Consider the following 16,405-nt stretch of genomic DNA (forward strand, 5'->3'; position numbering starts at 1 on the left):
TTTAAAACGCGTTAACTCCATTCACAGTAGTATACTTAAAACTCAGCTTTTTATCGGGATGCACGTACTTAAAAGCGCTTTGACACATTAAAGCTGCTTCGTGATAACCGCAAAGTATCAACTTTAGCTTGCCAGGATACGTGTTGATATCGCCGATTGCATATATTCGCTCTACGTTGGTACTATAATCAAACGTGTTGACTTCGATTGCGTTTTTATCGAGGTTTAATCCCCAATCGGCAATAGGACCGAGTTTTGGACTGAGGCCGTATAGTGGGATAAAATGATCTGCGGATACGGTAACCATTTCTTTTTGTTTGTTCGTAAGATGAACCTCTTTCAGGTTGCCGTCTCCTTCCAATGCCACCAAATTGTGGGATAGCAGTAGGCTTATCTTTCCTTGCTGAGCGAGGTTGAACACCTTTTCTGCAGAATCGGGTGCACCACGAAACGAGTCACTCCGGTGCACTAAGGTGACTTTGCTGGCAACGTCCGCAAGGTATAACGTCCAGTCTAAGGCCGAGTCGCCCCCGCCCGCGATGACTACATCGGTGTCGCGGAAACGCTCGGGATCCTTGATCATATAATGTACGTACCGTCCCTCGTATACTTCCAGATTCGCCAGCTCCGGTTTACGTGGTTCAAAACACCCGAGTCCGCCCGCGATAACAACTACCTGGCAGTGTACGAGCGTGCCGTCTGAACCGACGACGTGGTAAGAACCGTCATCCTGCTTTATTAACGTTTCAACACGTTCGCCTAAACTGAATGTCGGCTTAAACGGAGCAATCTGCTCCATCTGATTGTCTATCAGTTCCTGGGCCTTGATCATAGGGTACCCCGGAATATCATATATAGGTTTGTGTGGGTAAATTTCGGACAGTTGCCCGCCTACTTGAGGCAGTACGTCAAAAAGATGACATCTCATTTTTAATAGGCCGGCTTCAAATACGGCAAATAGTCCGACAGGGCCGGCGCCGATGATACATATATCTGTGGTGATCATATCGGTTGATTTAAGTTGTTGTATATCGTGTTCAAAATTCTCGTAAAATGTGCGAAGTCCTCTTCGGATAGGTTGCTCCATGCCTTCATCCGTATTTCCGCAACTGCAGGCGTCAATTCTTCTACCTTTTGTTTGCCGTTGCCGCTCAGCATGATCTGCAGACAACGCCTGTCGTCTGGATGTTCGACACGCTGCACTAATTCTTTTTTTATCAAAAGATCGATGATACGTGTTAACGTCGGCTGGTCTTTGCCGCATTTTTCAGCCAGATCCTTATGTGTCATCGGATCGTCGTTATAAAGAACTTTCAGGATCGCCCATTGGTCGATCGTGATATCAAAGTCTTTCTGTGCAAATGCCGCCTGCGCGTACTGTTTGACGCGTCGGGCAGTTCTGTCCAGCAAAAATGAATATTGCGTGTATTTTTCTTTTAGCATAGCAATTATTAGTGTGACAACTAAAATAGGGAATAGTTATGATAATAAAAAAGAATGCGAAAAAATTGTTTTTCCGTGACCTTGCATGTACAGTAAGGGGATGGTCCGGAACAAAAAAAGCCCCCGGTTCAGTTCTCCCGCGAGCACTGAACCGGAGGCATAAATACGTGTTATAATCCGCGTCCTATAGCTGTAGGCTTAGCCGTGGATCCATTTAAATTTATACTGTATTTCAGGGATCTTTACCCGCTCCGCCAGTCTTGTTAAGCGGTCAGGAAGTTTCATCAGATAGTCTCTCGCCTTTTCTCCTTTTTCGTTAAGTCCCGTTATTTTGTCGATCGCCCACTCGTCATTTAATGATTTAAGGATGTCGACGTAATCGAGCGCCGTATATACTTCCAGGCGCTGTGCAGCGTCGGAAAAATGGGCGAAGGCTTCTCCCTGCGGCTCGCCGGCTTCGCGGAGAAAGTGTGCCGGCATAACAATTTTTTTACGCATCATGTCTTCAAAAGCGATCATCACTTCGCTGGCGTCTACCTTGATAGCCTGTGAAATAAAAGACATATATGCCTTGGCATGTCGGGCTTCGTCTGAAGCGATAACGCCACACATCTTGGCCAGCAGACGGTCGCCGGATTTTTTGGAGATCGCTGCAACACGGCGGTGCGAGATGTTTGTGGCCAGCTCCTGGAAAGACGTGTAGATAAAGTTCCGATAGGGGTCAGCTCCTGTCCCGATATCGAACCCATCCTGAATAAGATACTGTGTCGATATTTCGAACTGGCGCATGTCTATGCGTCCTGAAAGGTATAGGTATTTGTTAAGGAGATCGCCGTGGCGGTTTTCTTCCGCGGTCCAGGCGCGCACCCATTTCATCCATCCACCTTGTTCGTTTTTTTCGACGTCTTCGACCATGGTGAGCCACGATTCATAGGTAGGAAGCGCCTCTTCTGTTATGGTATCACCGATCAAAACCGCTACTAAGTCATATGGAAGTTCCTTTGCGCTCTCTTGCAAATCTCGCACCTCCTCAAAAAAAGTGTCACGTGAGGCATCCGGCAAAAAATCAGCTGGCTGCCACATTTCCTCCACCGGTTTCAGGTACTCGCTCATCTCATTTAACATGAACGGTTCCAGGTAGGCCATCACTTCTTTTCTCGACCCTTCAGGGATATTTAATGGTAATTCTTGCATATGCTTACAAAGATAGCCAAATAGAAAGAAATTATTTACAAAATAAATGACGGGAAAGTTTAAAAATTTCTTGAGACCGGCTGTTCATGCTGATAAAAAAAGGATCCCCGTATATCTACGGATACGTGTAAAAAAGTTTCCCAGCGGAGTGCCGTCCATCCATACCGATGCCGATGTGGCGTTCCGGCTACTGCAGCAGGCAAGTGAAAAAGAATACACTGGATTGACCTATTTTCTTGCTTAATATACTAACTTTGTAGAACATTTAAGGAGACAACATTTGGGAACTTTTGATATATTAAACATCCGTAACGATTTTCCTATTTTAGACAGGCAGGTCAATGGTAAGCCCCTCATCTATTTAGATAATGGAGCCACAACGCATAAGCCTAAACAGGTTATCGACGCAGTGGTTCGCTATTATGCAGATATGAATAGCAATGTACACCGTGGGGTACATTATTTAAGTCAGATATCGACAGACGCATTCGAAATTACGCGCCGGAAGGTGCAAGCATTTATCAATGCGGCACACGACCACGAAGTTATCATCACCAAGGGTACTACAGAAGCCATTAATATAGTGGCCACCTGTTACGGTAGACCTTTTATCGGTAAGGACGATGAAATTATCATCTCTGCCATGGAGCATCACTCGAACATTGTGCCGTGGCAGATGCTCTGCGAGGAGAAGGGCTGCAAGCTGCGCATTATCCCGATGAATGAACGTGGTGAATTGGACCTCGATGGCTACCGCAGTCTTTTTTCAGAGCGTACAAAGCTGGTGTCGTTTACATATGTGTCCAATGCATTGGGTACTGTCAATCCTGTGAAAGAGATGATCGATATTGCTCATCGGTACAATGTGCCTGTTCTGGTGGATGGAGCACAGGCTATTCAACACCTAGCTGTCGATGTACGTGCGCTTGATGTAGACTTCTTTGCATTTTCCGGCCACAAGATGTACGGCCCGACAGGCGTGGGTGTACTGTATGGTAAGGAAGAGCTGCTCAACAAGATGCCGCCCTATCAGGGAGGAGGTGATATGATAAAGGATGTTACCTTCGAAAAAACCACCTATAACGAGCTTCCTTTTAAATTCGAAGCGGGAACGCCCAACATCGAAGCAGGGATCTGCCTGGCAGAGGCTATTGACTATATTAACAGTATCGGGCTTGATGCCATAAAAGAGTATGAGGACGGGCTGTTGGCATACGCTACAGAACAGCTGGCACGGGTGGAAGGGCTACGGTTCATAGGAACAGCAGCACATAAATCTTCCGTTATCTCTTTTGTGGTCGACGGTATTCACCCCTACGATATTGGTGTGATATTAGACAAACTGGGTATTGCTGTCCGTACCGGACATCACTGTGCGCAGCCCGTTATGGACGGGTTCCAGATACCGGGAACAGTTAGGGCATCGTTGGCTATGTACAACACCGCGGAAGAGATTGACGCGTTAACGTCGGGCGTCGAACGGGCAGTCCGCATGCTCAAATAAATTGAAAAATGACAATAAACGAAATACAAGACGAACTGATCGAGGACTTTGCCTTTTATCAGGACTGGATGGAAAAATATGAATATATTATCCAGCTGGGTAAGGAAGTTCCATTGATCAAGGAAGAATACAAGACGGACGACTATATTATCAAAGGGTGTCAGTCGAAAGTGTGGCTGTATCCTGAGCTGCGCGACGGGAAAGTCTACTTCACCGCGGACAGCGATGCGATCATCACGAAGGGGCTGGTTAGTTTGATGGTAAAAGTCTTGTCAGGACATCCGGCTCAAGAAATTGCGAAGGCAGATCTTTATTTTATCGACCAAATAGGATTAAAAGAGCATCTGTCCCCGACCCGTGCGAACGGCTTGCTGTCAATGGTCAAGCAGATGAAGCTGTATGCATTGGCACTGGGCGCTAAGAGCTAGCTGGCTGAACAGGATGCGTACGGCGTTCGCTTAGCAGTTTTGTACTTTTATGTGCGAAGCAATAATAGGCTCGCCGAAAAATATCTTGGCTTTTTTTTCGAAATCATCCGGATCGTCGGTGGTATAAAACTGCGTGGACTGGCTTTTCGAACATGCGGACTCGACCTCAGGATGCCTATACAGATAGTCGGTCAGGCTATCAGCGATTAATGGCCCCTGTGCCAGGAGGTGTATATGCGGCGGGACGAACTTATTGATGGCGGGTAGTAGCAGCGGGTAGTGCGTGCACGCAAGGACCAGTGTATCTATGTTGTTGCTCTGGGAAAGCAGAGTCTGGATATCCCGTTCTACGAGGTAGTCGGCGGCAGGGGTGTTGATCTCATCGTTTTCAACCAGCGGCACCCATAGCGGGCAGGCGTGTTGATACACTTTCATTTCAGGATGAAACTTGTTGATCTCGATTTTATACGACTCGGATAGCACGGTTCCCTGTGTGGCTAATATACCTACTTCATTGGTTTCCGTAAACCGGTCAATAGACTCCGTAGTGGGACGGATAACGCCCAGTACCTTTTTTCCCGGAGGCAGATCGTTCTGCTGTATTGTCCGTAACGCTTTTGCAGAAGCTGTGTTGCATGCCAGAATTACCAGGTTGCACCCCATATCAAACAGGGTAAACACACATTCTTTGGTAAACTGGTATACAGCGTCGAACGAACGCGGGCCGTAAGGAACCCGGGCATTGTCGCCCAGATAGATGTAATCGTACTGCGGGAGTTTGTTCTTGATCTCGCGGAAAATGGTTAGACCGCCGAATCCGGAATCGAATATACCTATAGGCCCTGTTTGAGTTGTATCCATAGCGGCCGAATATAATGAAAAACTTTCTGGAAAAGTAAATAAATGCTATCGTGATCGGGGACCCACGCTGTTTTTGATGAGAAACGAAGTATCACTAAGGATACACAAAAAACAGGGGGAGTCTTTAGGCTCTTTTTATTATGCTGTCCGTCGAGACCCTGTGGATCTCGGCGGACAGCCATGATGGTATTTTATGTCTCGCCGCACCATTTCTGTTGGTCAGGCGGACACCGGAGATTACTTAAGCAACGATGGCTTTTCTTTGTAGGTCTTCCACAGCAATTCGCCGAATAATGTGTTTGTCCAGGCGAACCAGTGGCGGGTGAACTTCTTCGGGTCGTCCTTGTGGAACGATTCGTGCATGAAGCCCGTATCGCCATGGGTTTTCCGTAGCGTCTCTATACAGGACCTGATTTCATTATCGTCTGTAGATGTAAACGCACGCATGATAATTGCCATTGGCCAGATCATGTCGCGGCCGATATGAGGGCCACCAATACCTTCGGCTGCCGTTCCCTTGAAAAAGAAAGGATTCTTTTCTGACAGGATGAATTTACGGGTGCGTTGGTAAACTTCATCGTTCACATCAACAGCGCCCAGGTAAGGCAGCGCAAGCAGTGACGGAACATTTGCATCGTCCATCATGAGGTAACTTCCGAATCCGTCGACCTCATACGCATACACACGGCCGTGCTCGGGGTGATCAATGATTCCGTACCGGTTAACGGCCGCTTCAACCTCATTGGCAAGCGCCTCCATGCGGCCGGCTAGGTCGGTGTTGTTTTTTACCTTTCTCAGGATTTCTGCAGACTGGCGCAGGCTCGTCACGGCAAACAGGTTGGAAGGAATGAGAAACATAAAGATGGAACAATCGTCCGACGGACGGAAGGCAGAGCAGATCAATCCTACGGGATTTACGGGGTAGCCGAGCCCATCCACCTGCAAGGTGTCCGATCCGCGCGAAGTGGTGCGTGAGAAGACATATGGTCCGACATTTTCTTTACGCTGTTGTTCAATGAAAGTTTTATACGTGTTCTCCTGTGCTTTAACCCACTCATCGTCGAAAGGCGTAGTATCGTTGGTTTCTTTCCAATAGTGATATGCCAGCCGGATAGGGTAACAAAGCGAATCAATTTCCCATTTCCTTTCATGGATACCTGGTTTCATATCCGTATGATCGGAGAACCATTCGCCTTTCTTTGTCGGATCATTATAGAACGCATTCGCGTATGGATCAATATTAATGCATTGTGTCTGTTTATTGACCAGTCCGAGGATAAGATCCTGTAGCTTACGGTCCTTTTTCATAAATTGCAGGTAGGGCCACACCTGTGCACTGCTGTCCCGAAGCCACATGGCGTCGATATCGCCGGTAATCACATAGGTCAGCTTTTTAGACGCTGTAGACTCGTCGTATACGGTAGTGTCGAGTGTGTTTGGGAAACAGTTATTAAAAAGCCATCCCAGCTCTTTGTTGCTTACATTTTTTTGGAATTCAGCAATGGCATTTTCAATGACTTTGCTTGAAAAATGTCTTTTGTCTGCAGCCACACGTACGGTAGGAAAGGGGTTTAGCGATTCTGCAAATGAAAATTTGCTGGCCATTACACCTGCACCCAGAGCAGCGGCATTTTGAAGAAATGTTCTACGTTTCATATGTAATTAATTATTTTTCAATAGCCATATGGAATGTCCCGATTGTTTTTATTTCTGTTTTGTGTGTCGGCAATCGTGGCCATTTCATTCTATCGTTTGTTTTTTTGTGCTATACAACATGGTTATCGATTGCCTAAGATATAAAAAATATCGTAAATCAAGCGAACGCTAAACGATTTAGCACATGTATATCTCCAGATTGCAGATTGTGATTATTATGTCTAGTTTTGTTACAAAATTTTAGGAATAATAATTGTTGGGAGAAACCCGATATATTTAAACAATTTATGAAGCGACACCACTTTCTTCTTTCTTCACTTGCTCTTCTGTTCACAACGCAGGTATTGGAAGCCCAGATCAGAACCCAGCCCTATTCATATCAGCATTATCAAAAGTATGATCGGTTTTTATATTCGCCTGAAACCAGGATACATACGGCGTCAAAACCTTTTTTGTTAAAAGGCGACCTGTTGACGAAGATGGATTCTGTGCAGTCCTTAAACCAGGCCGGGTCGGATAATATCTTTATGCGGAAGATCTTTAATGAGCATCTGGTGGAAGTTGAAAAGGAAGATCACACCTTCTTCCTCGATTTTCTTCCGGATTTTATGATCGGGAAAGAATTGATCGGCAGTGACAAGCGGACAACCTGGTTGAACACAAGGGGATTTCAGGTTGGACTTACCATCAAAGACAAATTTACCTTCTATGCGAACGCATTCGAAAACCAAGGTGTATTTGCCGACTACCTGACCGACTATGTCAATCGGAATCAGGTAATGCCCGGACAGGGGATTGTCAAACATCAGGCGAATAATGAAAAAGACTGGATGTATGCCACGGCCAGTCTAACATATGATTTCAGCGACTACTTCCAAACAACCCTGGCGTATGATAAGAACCACATCGGCGACGGTTATCGGTCTCTTCTACTTTCCGATTTCTCTTCGAATTACGCAAATTTGAAGTTAACGGGTACCATCGGTAATGTGCAATACACGTCTATATGGGCTTATATGACTGATCCCAAAAATCCGCGGGTCGATTCGCTGAATGCCGGGGGACGCTTCGGAGACGGCATCAAATGGGGAGCCTTCCAATACCTGGACTATAACGCAACGAAGCGCTTATCAATCGGTTTTTTTCAAGCTGTTGTCTGGGCAAACAAAAATCAGGCAGGACACCGCGGATTTGATTTCAACTATATCAATCCTGTGATGTTTATGCGTCCCGTGGAATCGAACAATTCGACTTCCCCGGATAAAATGTTTCTCGGACTAAATGCCAAATATAAAGTGTGGAATAACTTAACGGCATATGGGCAATTCCTGCTGGGCGAATTTACCGCAAAGGAATTTTTTGCAGGTAACGGATACGCGCATAATAAATGGGGAACACAGATCGGGCTTAAAGGCTTCGACATATTCCGTGTTCAAAACCTTAACTTTCTTGCCGAATATAACGTCGTAAGGCCCTATACGTACCAGCATTTTGTTTCTATCTCCAACTATAGCAACCGGAGTGAGCCGTTGGCACATCCGCGTGGAGCTAACTTCAGAGAACTTGTCGGTATTGCAAACTACTCGTGGAAAAGATTCGATTTTTCGTTGCAGGGAGTTTACAGCCGTTTCGGAACGGATCCGGAAGATGGGAGCAACATGGGGGGGGACATCTTCCAGTCTTATAATAATATTCCTAACCGGTACGGAAACTACATCGGACAGGGAGTGCGGAACGATCTGTTCTTCGCGGATTTAAAGGCGGCGTATGTGCTGAACCCCAGATATAACCTGCGGTTCGAAGTAGGCTATACGCAGCGCTACAACCGTATTGAAAACTCAGCAACAGAAAAATCCGGCGTTATAAGTTTTGGCCTTCGTTCTTCTTTCCGTAATTTTTACGGAGATATCTAGGATATTGCTATCTTTAGCATCTGCAGAGAAGCTGTCTGACGAGCTTGAAGCGTAGTCACGGTAACCGTAGTTGGGTGGAATCGGCGCCGGTTTAAACGGGTGCTGTTCAGAAAATGCACCAAACCTTCAAAGCAAAAGAGGCGATGCGGCAAGCGCACGTAGCGCGTTCATGGACATCTTTAAGATGATTGATAGGAAGACAACTTGTATGTTGACGTCATGAGCTCGCTTTGCTTCGCAGCTGCCTTCGACAGGCAGCTTCGTTTCTCAGGTTCGCGGTAACGCGGCATCGGCTTTTAGGACAGGCTTATTTACACCAGTACTAGTTATGAAGAAGATTATTATTATCAATGGACCCAACCTGAACTTATTGGGGGTCCGGGAAAAGAGTATCTACGGAACAAAAGATTTTCAGTCGTATTTCGACGAACTGAAAGCCAGTTTTGCCGGGGTTGAGCTTTCTTATTTCCAAAGCAATCACGAGGGGGCCATCATTGACAAGCTGCATGAGATCGGCTTCAATTTTGACGGTGTCGTTTTAAATGCCGGTGCATATACGCATACTTCCGTTGCTATCGGCGATGCCATTGCGGCTATCACGACGCCTGTCGTTGAGGTTCATATATCCAATGTACATAAACGGGAAGAATTTAGACACCATTCTTATTTAGCAAAAAATTGTGTCGGTGTGATCTGCGGTTTTGGGCTTGATAGCTATAAACTCGGCGTTCAAAGCTTTCTATAGCCGATTTGGCGTCGCGACAATGTGATGCTATTCCTTCAGTTCAAAAATCATGAGGATCGAGATGAAACAACTTTGAAACGATCGTTCCGAATAAAAAGGACATGTATACGTTCGTGGACAACGACGGGCCGTGTTGGAGATTTCCGGCTTGAGGAAGCCTTGGAGAACTCCTGTATACGGCTGCGGACAGTGTTCGGAAAGCATGTTTTCTGATCCTCGCTGTCGTCTCCCGTTATAGAATACGTTCCGTGGCGGGCTTGCCCGCGAATAGGTGGATACACAGAGAAATAACTGCGGCCGCGCCCATGACAACGACCATCGGATAGGGCGTATTGTTATGAAAGAAACTTACCAAGCCTGATGTTAATGCGCCGATAGCCATTTGAACACAGCCCAAAAGAGCGGAGGCGCTACCAGCCAGCACTTTGAAAGGAGAGAGGGCCATGGCAGACGTGTTGGGAAAAATGAAACCGTGCCCTAGCAGGTAGCAGAAAATTAAGCTCAAAAGAACGGGAAAGCTCAAGGTGCCGGTCATGAGGCAGCCTATCATGATGACGGCTATCACCGATTGCCAGAGATTTGCAATTTTACTAATCTGCGGACTGCTCCAGCGTTTCAGAAGTACGCGGTTTATCTGTGTTGCGACAATCATCGCCGACGCGACAAAAGCGAAAGCCAGGCCATATTCGGTTTGGGATAGTCCAAAGTATTGCTGCATAACGAAGGAAGAGCCCGCGAGATAGGCGTATAGTCCGGAAGAAGCTATCGATCCGACGAGGCAATAGCTAAGAAAGGTCTTGTTTGTGAATACCTGCCAAAATTTGCCGATAATAGCCGTGGGACGCAGCGAAAAATCTTTGTTGCCACTATACGACTCGGGCAGGTAGAAAAAAGTGGCGATTAAGATAATAACACCGATGACGAGCAGCGAGCCAAAGATATAATGCCAGTCCCAGTGGCTAAGCAAGAATGCGCCGGCGCTCGGCGCTAATATGGGCGAAATGGCTATCACCAACATGAGCAGGCTGAATACCCGAGCTGCTTCCCGAGGCTCGTAGTAGTCCTGGATCATGGCTCTCGAAGCCACCATGCCCGCACAGCTGCCCAGCGCCTGCATAAAACGGAGTACAATAAGGTGTTCAATATCGCGCGTCAGAATACAGAAGAATGTTGCCATGATATAAATAAGTAGACCAACAAGCAAGGGCTTTTTCCTGCCGAATCGGTCTAATAAAGGGCCGTATATCAGCTGTCCGAAGGCAATGCCCACAAAGAAGCTGGTCAGCGAAAGCTGAACCCGGTCTACGGAAGTTTCGAAGTCGGCGGCGATGGTTTGAAAAGCAGGAAGATACATGTCGATAGAGAATGGCCCTACCGCAGATAACAGTCCGAGAATAAATAGAATGACGGTTCTGTTGTTTGTGATTTTTTGTTGCATAAAAACGACTGTTAAAAAAAAGCCCATCTTGTCAGATGGGCTGTATTTACTTGCTGATTTCCTTCGGTTTTCGGAAAATCAGATATAAGCCTCCTAACATAAACGGAATACTCAAGAGCTGGCCCATGTTAAACTTCATGCCATCCTCAAAAGCCTCTTGGTTTTCCTTAAAGAACTCCAGTGCAAACCTCGCGCCAAACAAAAGAACAAGAAAAACACCGAACAAATAGCCCGCTTTCGGTTTCCGGTTGCGTTGGTACATCGTCCAGAGGATCACGAAAATGACCACATACGCCAGGGCTTCATATAGCTGGGCAGGGTGCCTCGGCACAGCATCTACCTTTTCGAACACAACCGCCCACGGCACCGAGGCCGGCAAACCGATAATCTCCGAGTTGAAGAAGTTTCCTAAGCGGACAAAAGCTCCCGCCAAGGGTACGACCAGAATCAACCGGTCGGTAATCCACATGAAGTCTGTTTTGGTTTTTCGGGAAAACAGCCATAGGGCGGTCAAGATCCCGATAGCTCCGCCGTGACTGGCTAGTCCCTGGAACCCCGTAAGTTCGAAGTTGCCGTTTATCATCCGGAAAGGAAGGATCATTTCCAGCGGATGTTGTATGTAGTAGTCGAACTCATAGAACAGGCAGTGGCCCAGGCGTGCCCCGATCAGCGTTCCCAGAAAAATATAGATGCTCAGCTGATCCAGCAGCTCCTGGCTTTTGCCTTCCTTTTTGAAGATGTTCAGCATAAGGATATACGAAACGACGAACGCGGCAAGGAAGCACAGTGCGTAGTAACGTAAACCAAACGAACCTATCTCAAAGATAACCGGGTCAATATTCCAATGAATGGCAGTTAAGATGGAAATCATAGTCGTAAATTGTCCGGTAAACTTAGATAAATTTGTGTTGATATGCAATTATAATTACGTGAATGAAATAATAGGAATTCTGTAGTCTTTTTTGGAGAGCCTGTCCGTGTTATTATTAGGACTTATCTGGAGCGATGGCAGTTTTGAATGTCTAAGATGAATATTTTCCATAGCACAGCCGATGCCTTAGGTGATCACCTGGACGTGTTTAATGGGTTTGAGTAGAAAAAAGTGGCGATTGTAGAATTGCAGGCGCAATCAAGGGGTCTGTTTTGGAGCGTTGGAAATCCCCATCCTAGTCCGTTAGTGCTCAAAGCGATAGCGATTGTATTGTTGTATGAGTCCAGGATCTGGTAGTCGCCCCCTGTTCAATCGATATCAGCGTTACCCTCTGTAGTCGGCATTTGAAATCATCCTAAAATTTTTCTAATTTGTGCGCAAATAGTGTGAATATGGCAAAAAATAAAGGAAAAGAAAATAAGAAGCATGTATCGGTCGTAACTGACAAGTCGTTAAAGTTTTTTGAGACTTATATAAACAACCCGTCGCCCACAGGCTTCGAGTGGGAGGGGCAACGCTTATGGCTTGACTATATAAAGCCGTACGTCGATGAGACCTATATTGACAACTATGGCACGGCCATGGGGATCATCAATCCGAAGGCGCCTTACAAGGTGGTCATTGAAGCACACGCCGATGAAATTTCGTGGTTTGTAAATTATATCACGAAAGACGGGCTTATTTACGTCATCCGTAACGGCGGCTCCGATCACCAGATCGCGCCCTCTAAACGCGTCAACATTCATACGGACAAGGGCATGGTGAAGGCCGTTTTTGGATGGCCGGCCATTCATACCCGTTCGGGCGAAAAAGAAGAAGCGCCTACCTTGAAGAATATATTCCTGGATTGTGGGGCAACCTCTAAAGAGGAAGTAGAAGAGATGGGTATACATGTAGGGTGTGTTGTCACATACGAAGATGAGTTTATGGTATTGAACGATCGCTATTATGTAGGCCGTGCCCTGGACAACCGGGCAGGCGGGTTCATGATTGCGGAAGTGGCCAGGCTGCTGAAAGAAAACGAAAAGAAGCTGCCCTTCGGCCTTTACGTGGTCAATTCCGTACAGGAGGAAATCGGATTGCGAGGAGCTGAAATGATTGCCGATTATATTAAGCCGAACGTGGCGATTGTAACCGACGTTACCCACGACACGCAGACGCCTATGATCAATAAAATTACCCAGGGCGACTTAGCCTGTGGGCAGGGGCCGGTATTGTCGTACGCACCGGCCGTACAGATTAACCTAAACCGCCTACTGATAGAAGTGGCAGAGCATAATGGTATTCCTTTTCAGCGCCAGGCATCTTCCCGCTGGACGGGGACGGATACCGACGCCTTTGCCTATTCAAACGGCGGGGTGCCCTCGGCCCTGATATCGCTGCCCTTACGGTACATGCACACAACAGTCGAAATGATTCACAAGGAAGATGTGGATAACGTCATCCGTCTGATTTATGAAGCGGTACTGAAGATCGAAGCTGGTCAGGACTTCCGTACGTTCAGCCACTGATTGCAAGACGAAATATATCTTGCATCTAAAGGTAAATTTATCTAAGTTTAGAACGGAAGAATTAAATAAAAGTGCAATGGACGTCAATTTTATGGATTTGAAAAACAACAATAACGAACCCGAGGAGAATAATGAGTTGAGTATAGAGTTGAGTGAAGAGATCGCGGAAGGGATTTACAGTAATCTGGCTATCATAACCCACTCGAATACAGAATTTGTTCTCGATTTTATACGTATTATGCCTGGAGTTCCCAAGGCTAAGGTGAAATCAAGAATTGTTCTGACACCCGAGCACGCCAAGAGGCTGCTGGGTGCTTTGCAGGATAACATTAACCGGTTCGAAGCGGCCAATGGCGCTATCAAAACAAACGATCCGGCGTTGCCCATGAATTTTGGAGGGCCGGCTGGAGAAGCTTAGTCGTTAAAAGTGAAAAGAGAGAGCTGCAAGGTTCTCTCTTTTTTATTAAAATGTTTGCAACCTGGGCACATTGATCTGGGGCGGTGAGTATCTGGAGGTGGTTCGGTCGGATCAGGTTTTAATGTACCTTCCGGCCGGTAGACATCACCCACCGCGTAAAAACCAATCGCTGGCTCGTTTGTTGTAGGTTAGGAGGCTTATGGATATACAAGTTAGAAATTTAACGGTAGAAGATTATAAGGATTTAAAGCGTTCGATGGAGAAGGCTTATGGAAACGATTCAGGGCAGGTGTGGACACGCGAAAATATCGAAGATCTGATCGGTCTGTTTCCGGAAGGACAACTATGTGTGGAAGTGAATGGCCGCGTGGTTGCCTGTGCACTGTCGCTGATCATTGATTCCAAAAAGACGAACATCTACAAGAAATATTACGAAATCATAGACGGCGGGAAGTTTTCCACGCACGATTACGACGGCGATACGCTGTACGGAATCGAAGTGTTTGTACATCCCGATTTCCGTTCGCTCCGGCTGGGCCGGCGGCTATACGACGCGCGGAAGGAGTTGTGCGAAGAGATGAACTTAAAAAGCATCGTGGCGGGAGGTCGCATACCGAATTACCATAACTATGCTGATAAAATGACCCCGCGTACGTATATCGAAAAAGTTAAGCGAAAGGAGATTTACGATCCCACGTTAACTTTTCAGCTATCGAATGATTTTCATGTCAGCAAAATTTTAAAGAATTACCTGCCCGAGGATAAGGAATCGAATGAGTTTGCGACGCTACTAGTCTGGGACAATATTTATTACGAGCCCGACGCAAAGTCGAACTCGGCAACGCGGCAGACGATCCGTTTGGGATTGGTACAATGGCAGATGCGCGCTTTTAAAGATATCGAGGAGTTTTATGACCAGGTTGAGTTTTTTGTGGATACCGTCAGCGATTACGGAACAGACTTTATCATGTTCCCGGAGTTTTTTAACACGCCGTTGATGAGTCCCTACAACGATTTGCCTGAGCGGGCAGCAATGGAAAAGCTTGCAGATCTGACAGACGAAATCATTGATAAGATGCAGCAGCTAGCCGTATCTTACAACGTGAATATCATCGCAGGCTCCATGCCTATCGTAGAATATAAGAAGTTATATAACGCTTCTTATTTATGTCATCGGAACGGTAAGCTGGACGTCCATAAAAAAATACATATTACGCCCAATGAGCTTAAATATTACGGGATGGTTGGTGGAAACGAAATTAACGTCTTCGACACTGACTGTGGTAAGGTGGGGCTTTTAATCTGTTACGATGTCGAATTTCCCGAAGTTAGCCGTATTATGGCTGATCAGGGGATGCAGATGCTATTTGTTCCTTTTATGACCGATACGCAAAATGGATATATGCGTGTCCGGGCATGTGCGCAGGCGCGTGCCATCGAAAATGAGTGTTACGTGGCCATTGCCGGATGTGTAGGCAATCTGCCGCGCGTTAACAATATGGATATACAATACTCCCAGTCGGCGGTCTTTACGCCATCCGACTTTGCCTTTCCAAACAACGGAATTAAGGCCGAAGCGACACCAAATACGGAAATGGTGCTGATCGCCGATGTAGATCTATATGCTTTGCGGGATCTGCATGAATACGGAACAGTGAAAATACTAAAAGACAGGAGGAAGGACCTGTATCAGGTGAAAGTGCTTAAGTAACGGACGGGTTTATGTGCCCGGCCGGAGGTTATACAATCCCCAGCCAAGGGTCAGGGTGCACACACGTGCGTTTTAGCACATCTTCTGCGCAAGGTGACTCTTACGAACAATATGACACGGAAAGCTGAGGAGCTGTTACCGAAGCCCGCCAACAGCGCTTTGGATATCGGTGTCTTTAAAATGGCGTTACGCTACCACTTCCTCGTAATCATCCGCCCTCGGTATGTTGGCAATGATCGGAATCCACTCATCGGGGACGGTTGTCAACTTGCGCTCCACTAGATTTAGCCAGGCGCCGTCGACATTTACAGTGGCGGCCTTTACACCATTCTCTTTGTAGATCTCGTGCCGAAATGAAAATCTAAAGTTCTTCAAGTTCAGTTTAACGATTTCAACTTTGATTTTTATATGTTCGTCTAGCCCTATTTCCCTGTGGTAGATCAGCTCTTCCCGGAAAAGGATAGGGCCTATGTGTTTTTTTGCGAACTCGTCTAGCGAAAGCCCGGCGCGTTTCAGCATATTGCTCCGCGCCTGGGCGCAGAAGTCGGCATATGCCGAGTGCCGGAGATGCCTGTTGGGGTCCAACTGGGACCACAGCACCTGTCCTTCAAAAAAAATATTTGTTTGTTCCATACCAACCAAGATACGGAAA

General features: G+C 46.5%; 15 protein-coding genes. 7 read left to right on the forward strand and 8 right to left on the reverse strand.

The window, feature by feature from the left end:
* Position 1: 1 nt before the first annotated feature.
* The 3 genes from BC792_RS02290 to BC792_RS02300 form a co-directional block, all read right to left on the reverse strand.
* Positions 2-1,006 (reverse strand): NAD(P)/FAD-dependent oxidoreductase, encoded by a 1,005-nt coding sequence (locus tag BC792_RS02290; RefSeq protein WP_148907369.1) that lies wholly within the window; start codon positions 1,004-1,006, stop codon positions 2-4.
* A complete protein-coding gene (locus BC792_RS02295; RefSeq protein ID WP_148907370.1) occupies positions 1,003-1,443 on the reverse strand; it encodes a MarR family winged helix-turn-helix transcriptional regulator in 441 nt (146 codons plus the stop codon). The genes BC792_RS02290 and BC792_RS02295 overlap by 4 nt, the downstream gene beginning before the upstream one ends.
* A gap of 198 nt (positions 1,444-1,641) precedes the next feature.
* Positions 1,642-2,637, reverse strand: a complete 996-nt coding sequence (locus BC792_RS02300) for an acyl-ACP desaturase (protein ID WP_148907371.1) — start codon at positions 2,635-2,637, stop codon at positions 1,642-1,644.
* Between the two features lie 280 nt (positions 2,638-2,917).
* On the opposite strand from BC792_RS02300, the gene BC792_RS02310 reads away from it, so the two are divergent.
* Together BC792_RS02310 and BC792_RS02315 are read left to right on the forward strand one after the other, a co-directional pair.
* Complete coding sequence (locus BC792_RS02310; protein ID WP_148907373.1) at positions 2,918-4,141, forward strand: cysteine desulfurase; 1,224 nt, start codon at positions 2,918-2,920, stop codon at positions 4,139-4,141.
* A gap of 8 nt (positions 4,142-4,149) precedes the next feature.
* On the forward strand, positions 4,150-4,569 hold the full coding sequence (locus tag BC792_RS02315) for a SufE family protein (RefSeq protein ID WP_148907374.1): 420 nt from the start codon (positions 4,150-4,152) through the stop codon (positions 4,567-4,569).
* A 30-nt stretch (positions 4,570-4,599) separates the two neighbouring features.
* Here the strand turns inward: BC792_RS02315 and murI are convergent, their stop codons facing one another.
* Both murI and BC792_RS02325 read right to left on the reverse strand, forming a co-directional pair.
* Entirely contained in the window at positions 4,600-5,430 is an 831-nt protein-coding gene (murI, locus tag BC792_RS02320) for a glutamate racemase (protein ID WP_148907375.1), read from the reverse strand.
* Positions 5,431-5,667: 237 nt separating this feature from the next.
* Entirely contained in the window at positions 5,668-7,086 is a 1,419-nt protein-coding gene (locus tag BC792_RS02325; protein WP_148907376.1) for a glycoside hydrolase family 125 protein, read from the reverse strand.
* A gap of 287 nt (positions 7,087-7,373) precedes the next feature.
* Here BC792_RS02325 and BC792_RS02330 point away from each other — a divergent pair, with 287 nt between their 5' ends.
* The gene (locus tag BC792_RS02330; protein WP_148907377.1) at positions 7,374-8,999 is read left to right on the forward strand and encodes a capsule assembly Wzi family protein; all 1,626 of its coding nucleotides are present in this window, start codon (positions 7,374-7,376) and stop codon (positions 8,997-8,999) included.
* 328 nt (positions 9,000-9,327) lie between these two features.
* Positions 9,328-9,744, forward strand: coding sequence for a type II 3-dehydroquinate dehydratase (gene aroQ / locus BC792_RS02335; RefSeq protein ID WP_148907378.1), 417 nt, complete (start codon positions 9,328-9,330; stop codon positions 9,742-9,744).
* Positions 9,745-9,976: 232 nt separating this feature from the next.
* Here the strand turns inward: aroQ and BC792_RS02340 are convergent, their stop codons facing one another.
* Together BC792_RS02340 and lgt are read right to left on the reverse strand one after the other, a co-directional pair.
* Entirely contained in the window at positions 9,977-11,182 is a 1,206-nt protein-coding gene (locus tag BC792_RS02340; protein ID WP_148907379.1) for a multidrug effflux MFS transporter, read from the reverse strand.
* Between the two features lie 46 nt (positions 11,183-11,228).
* Positions 11,229-12,053 carry a prolipoprotein diacylglyceryl transferase gene (lgt, locus tag BC792_RS02345; RefSeq protein ID WP_148907380.1) on the reverse strand — a complete coding sequence of 275 codons (825 nt, stop codon included), beginning with the start codon at positions 12,051-12,053 and terminating at the stop codon, positions 11,229-11,231.
* A 452-nt stretch (positions 12,054-12,505) separates the two neighbouring features.
* Between lgt and BC792_RS02350 the strand changes: the two genes are divergently transcribed.
* The 3 genes from BC792_RS02350 (at position 12,506) to BC792_RS02360 (ending at position 15,753) form a co-directional block, all read left to right on the forward strand.
* Positions 12,506-13,624, forward strand: coding sequence for a M42 family metallopeptidase (locus BC792_RS02350; protein ID WP_148907381.1), 1,119 nt, complete (start codon positions 12,506-12,508; stop codon positions 13,622-13,624).
* 76 nt (positions 13,625-13,700) lie between these two features.
* Positions 13,701-14,042 carry a DUF3467 domain-containing protein gene (locus BC792_RS02355; RefSeq protein ID WP_246154789.1) on the forward strand — a complete coding sequence of 114 codons (342 nt, stop codon included), beginning with the start codon at positions 13,701-13,703 and terminating at the stop codon, positions 14,040-14,042.
* Positions 14,043-14,241: 199 nt separating this feature from the next.
* Complete coding sequence (locus tag BC792_RS02360; protein WP_148907382.1) at positions 14,242-15,753, forward strand: bifunctional GNAT family N-acetyltransferase/carbon-nitrogen hydrolase family protein; 1,512 nt, start codon at positions 14,242-14,244, stop codon at positions 15,751-15,753.
* A 186-nt stretch (positions 15,754-15,939) separates the two neighbouring features.
* On the opposite strand, the gene BC792_RS02365 is transcribed toward BC792_RS02360, so the two are convergent.
* Positions 15,940-16,386: an acyl-CoA thioesterase gene (locus BC792_RS02365; protein ID WP_148907383.1), complete on the reverse strand. Its 447-nt coding sequence runs from the start codon at positions 16,384-16,386 to the stop codon at positions 15,940-15,942.
* Between the last annotated feature and the right edge of the window lie 19 nt (positions 16,387-16,405).

Source organism: Sphingobacterium allocomposti, assembly GCF_008124885.1.
In the GTDB taxonomy this organism is placed as follows: Bacteria; Bacteroidota; Bacteroidia; order Sphingobacteriales; family Sphingobacteriaceae; genus Sphingobacterium; species Sphingobacterium allocomposti.

Excerpts from the sequence above, each read along its gene's own strand:
- BC792_RS02290 (WP_148907369.1), bottom strand. The coding sequence starts at position 1,006 with ATGATCACCACAGATATATGTATCATCGGCGCCGGCCCTGTCGGACTA.
- BC792_RS02295 (WP_148907370.1), bottom strand. The coding sequence starts at position 1,443 with ATGCTAAAAGAAAAATACACGCAATATTCATTTTTGCTGGACAGAACT.
- BC792_RS02300 (WP_148907371.1), bottom strand. The coding sequence starts at position 2,637 with ATGCAAGAATTACCATTAAATATCCCTGAAGGGTCGAGAAAAGAAGTG.
- BC792_RS02315 (WP_148907374.1), top strand. The coding sequence starts at position 4,150 with ATGACAATAAACGAAATACAAGACGAACTGATCGAGGACTTTGCCTTT.
- murI (WP_148907375.1), bottom strand. The coding sequence starts at position 5,430 with ATGGATACAACTCAAACAGGGCCTATAGGTATATTCGATTCCGGATTC.
- BC792_RS02325 (WP_148907376.1), bottom strand. The coding sequence starts at position 7,086 with ATGAAACGTAGAACATTTCTTCAAAATGCCGCTGCTCTGGGTGCAGGT.
- BC792_RS02330 (WP_148907377.1), top strand. The coding sequence starts at position 7,374 with ATGAAGCGACACCACTTTCTTCTTTCTTCACTTGCTCTTCTGTTCACA.
- aroQ (WP_148907378.1), top strand. The coding sequence starts at position 9,328 with ATGAAGAAGATTATTATTATCAATGGACCCAACCTGAACTTATTGGGG.
- BC792_RS02340 (WP_148907379.1), bottom strand. The coding sequence starts at position 11,182 with ATGCAACAAAAAATCACAAACAACAGAACCGTCATTCTATTTATTCTC.
- lgt (WP_148907380.1), bottom strand. The coding sequence starts at position 12,053 with ATGATTTCCATCTTAACTGCCATTCATTGGAATATTGACCCGGTTATC.
- BC792_RS02350 (WP_148907381.1), top strand. The coding sequence starts at position 12,506 with ATGGCAAAAAATAAAGGAAAAGAAAATAAGAAGCATGTATCGGTCGTA.
- BC792_RS02355 (WP_246154789.1), top strand. The coding sequence starts at position 13,701 with ATGGACGTCAATTTTATGGATTTGAAAAACAACAATAACGAACCCGAG.
- BC792_RS02360 (WP_148907382.1), top strand. The coding sequence starts at position 14,242 with ATGGATATACAAGTTAGAAATTTAACGGTAGAAGATTATAAGGATTTA.
- BC792_RS02365 (WP_148907383.1), bottom strand. The coding sequence starts at position 16,386 with ATGGAACAAACAAATATTTTTTTTGAAGGACAGGTGCTGTGGTCCCAG.